Source organism: uncultured Campylobacter sp., assembly GCF_938018145.1.
Classification (GTDB): domain Bacteria; phylum Campylobacterota; class Campylobacteria; order Campylobacterales; family Campylobacteraceae; genus Campylobacter_A.
The window spans coordinates 1-3,162 of the sequence record NZ_CALIII010000034.1; the positions used below are offsets into that span (position 1 = coordinate 1).

General features: G+C 42.0%; 3 protein-coding genes and 1 pseudogene. 3 read left to right on the forward strand and 1 reads right to left on the reverse strand.

The window, feature by feature from the left end:
* The 3 genes and pseudogenes from Q0338_RS00805 to Q0338_RS00815 all read left to right on the forward strand — a co-directional run.
* Nucleotides 1-376 (forward strand): annotated as a pseudogene (locus Q0338_RS00805) (hypothetical protein); the annotation flags it as partial.
* A 1-nt stretch (nucleotide 377) separates the two neighbouring features.
* Nucleotides 378-1,100, forward strand: a complete 723-nt coding sequence (locus Q0338_RS00810; protein ID WP_298085102.1) for an OmpA family protein — start codon at nucleotides 378-380, stop codon at nucleotides 1,098-1,100.
* Nucleotides 1,097-1,588 (forward strand): tetratricopeptide repeat protein, encoded by a 492-nt coding sequence (locus tag Q0338_RS00815; protein WP_298085103.1) that lies wholly within the window; start codon nucleotides 1,097-1,099, stop codon nucleotides 1,586-1,588. The genes Q0338_RS00810 and Q0338_RS00815 overlap by 4 nt, the downstream gene beginning before the upstream one ends.
* An 85-nt stretch (nucleotides 1,589-1,673) precedes the next feature.
* Here Q0338_RS00815 and leuC read toward each other — a convergent pair whose 3' ends face one another.
* The gene (gene leuC / locus Q0338_RS00820) at nucleotides 1,674-2,948 is read right to left on the reverse strand and encodes a 3-isopropylmalate dehydratase large subunit (protein WP_298085104.1); all 1,275 of its coding nucleotides are present in this window, start codon (nucleotides 2,946-2,948) and stop codon (nucleotides 1,674-1,676) included.
* Nucleotides 2,949-3,162: the final 214 nt, after the last annotated feature.

A 3,162-nucleotide genomic window follows, 5' to 3' on the forward strand; every position in this document is an offset into this window, starting at 1 on the left:
CGGCGTTGGTATTATTTTTGTGTTTTTTATCTTTTTTCTAATAAATTTGATAAAAAGCAAAAGACTACATAGCCAAAGTTCGGATATTTTAATCACTATAGGTATAGGCTTCACTTTTTTGGGTATATTTTTGGGCTTGATTGATTTTGATGCTAATGATGTTGAAAATAGTATCCCTAAACTCATAAACGGTATCAAAACAGCCTTTAGTATATCTATTTTTGCTATTTTTGGGTCACTGTTTTTAAAGCTGATTGATATTTTCTTTTTTAGAGCCATAAACAAAGAAGATAAAAGCGAAGAATTTAATCCGTCCGAGCTTATAAAAAATCAAGAAGAAATCATAAATTTACTTAAAAAAATTAGCGAAAAATAAAATGAGTCTTTTTAAGAAAACCGGCAAAAATAGTTACTGGATAGCATTGAGCGATATCATGACAGCTTTGATGCTTGTGTTTTTGCTACTGTTTTCTTTGTATATGTTAAAGGTAAATGAAAATTCTAAGGTTGTAAATTTACAAGAACAGCTAGAAAAGAGTCAGGCTATACCAAAGAACTATAAAGAGCTAAGACTAAATTTGACAGCATTATTGAGAGAAGAATTTAAAGACGATTTATCCAAATTTAATGCAGTTATCGAGGATGATCTTACTATTAGATTTAATAAGCCGGAAATTCTTTTTAAAACAGGTGAGGCGGAGTTATCAAAAGATTTCGAAAAAATTTTGGATAACTTTTTTCCTAGATATTTAAAAATAATAACAGATAAAAATATTATAGATAATATCGACGAAATACGAATAGAGGGTCATACTAGCTCTGTTTGGAATGATGCAAGCGCGGATGATGCATATCTAAAAAATATGGCTTTGTCCTCTAAAAGAGCACAGTCTGTTTTGGAATATATATTAAGGCATTCAAAAGAAGGTGATTTTTTAAAAAAGCATTTTAGGGCCATAGGTTTTGCGTCTGCTAAAACACTTGATGATAATTTAAAATTAACCTCAAAAAGCGGTTTAAAAGAGAATTATTTAAATTCACAAAGGGTTGAATTTAGAGTCATGACAAATATTGAAGATAAATTAAAGGATCAAAAATGAGAAAAATTTATTTTGTTATATTATGCGTGTCCTGTTTTTGTTTTGCCAATGAGTATGATATGGTTCAAGCTGCGTTAAAAAACAAAGACTACGAAAAGGCCGAAAAAATTCTCGATAAAGAGTGCGGGCAAAATAGGGCATGGGCTTGCAATCAGCTAGCTTTTTTATACGCAAAAGGCAATCTAAAAATTCTAAGCTTATTTGAAAGTAGTAAAAAGGCAAAGGAGCTTTATCAAAAAGCTTGTGACGGCGGTAATGCGAATGGTTGCGCCGGTCTTGGCGAGATGTTTTTTAGAGAACAGAACTATGCAAAAGCACATGAGTTTTATCAAAAAGCTTGTGACGACGATGACGGATATGGTTGCGGTCGCCTTGCCTCATTGTACTATAAGGGGTTGGGCATAGAAAAAGATAAAGCAAAAGCAAAAGAACTCAATAAGAAAGCTTGCGATCTAGGGAATGAGTTCTCTTGTAAATTTGCAAAATAATTTGAAGTAGTAAGCCTAATAAGTTGCGCCTTTTAAGAAGGAAGGCTTTATAATAGCCCTTCCCCTTTTTTGAAATTTTATAAAACTACAAATCCCTTGGGTCGGCGATCTTGCCCATTACTGCACTCGCCGCAGCTACGGCAGAGTTTGCCAGATACACCTCGCTCGTGCGATCTCCCATGCGGCCGACGAAGTTTCTATTTGTCGTGCTCACGCAGCGTTCCCCAACGCCCAAAATCCCCATATATCCGCCCAGGCACGCGCCGCAGGTCGGGTTGCTCACGACTGCGCCCGCTTCCGCGAAAATATCCATCAGCCCCTCTTTTTGCGCTTGCAGGGCGATCTTTTGCGTCGCCGGCGTGATGATGAGGCGGGTTTTGCGCGCTACTTTGCGGCCTTTTAGGATCTCGGCCGCGATGCGTAGATCGCTTAGCCTACCGTTCGTGCAGCTGCCGATAAAGGCCTGATCGATAGCGATATCGTCTTTCACGGCCTCGCGCACGCTCTTGCCGTTGCTAGGTAGGAACGGATAGGCGATCACGGGATCGAGATTGCTAACGTCGATCTCTAAAATTTGCTCGTAGTTCGCGCCCTCGTCGGAGTAGTGCAGCTTCGGCTCGGCGCGTAAATTTTTACCCTTTAAAAACTCTTTCGTGGTTTCATCGACCGCGATGATGCCGCTTTTGCCGCCGGCCTCGATCGCCATGTTGCACATGCTAAAGCGCCCGTCCATATCGAGGTTCTCTATCGTCTCGCCCGTAAACTCCAGCGCCTTATACAGCGCGCCGTCTACGCCGATGCGGCGGATGATCTCTAGGATGAGGTCCTTGCCGTAGACGTGGCGGTCTAGCTTGCCGCGAAAGATCACTTTGATAGTCGGCGGCACCTTAAACCAGTTTTTACCCGTTATCATCGCGTAGGCTAGGTCGGTGCTGCCCATGCCCGTGGCAAAGGCTCCCAGCGCGCCGTGCGTACAGGTGTGGCTATCGGCGCCGATGATGACGTCGCCAGGCACCACGAGCCCTTTTTCCGGCAAAAGCGCGTGCTCGATGCCCATGTCCTTTTCGTCGAAATAATTTTTCAAATCGTGCTTATACGCAAAATCGCGGCTGATTTTGGCTTGGTTGGCGCTTAGGATGTCTTTTGCGGGGATGTAGTGGTCCATCACGACGCTAAAGCCGTCTGGGTTAGCTAGCCTTGTCGCGCCGCTTCGCTCAAACTGCTTGATGGAGATAGGAGTCGTGATGTCGTTGCCGATGACCATGTCGATGTCGCTCTCGATGATCTCGCCCGCGAAAACCTCGCGCCCTACGTGCTCGCTGAAAATCTTTTCGGTGATGGTTTGCTTTGAGTTTTGCATAAATTTCCTTTTTTGCGGATGCCGCGCGTTTTTAAAATTTAGCGATTTTAGCGAAAAATGGATAAAAAAGAGATTGAGATTAAAATTTGAGCGTAAAAGTCAAGGCGAAATACTTTTCAATAAACTTTAAATTTGAACAAAAAGAGCCAAGCGGAAATATCGCGCGGCTAGGCGAGGCGGTTTTAAAATTTAAGCGTGCGCTAGGCATATAGCC

Bases quoted from the DNA above. Each gene is read 5' to 3' on its own strand.
- Q0338_RS00810 (WP_298085102.1), top strand. From the start codon at position 378: ATGAGTCTTTTTAAGAAAACCGGCAAAAATAGTTACTGGATAGCATTG.
- Q0338_RS00815 (WP_298085103.1), top strand. From the start codon at position 1,097: ATGAGAAAAATTTATTTTGTTATATTATGCGTGTCCTGTTTTTGTTTT.
- leuC (WP_298085104.1), bottom strand. From the start codon at position 2,948: ATGCAAAACTCAAAGCAAACCATCACCGAAAAGATTTTCAGCGAGCAC.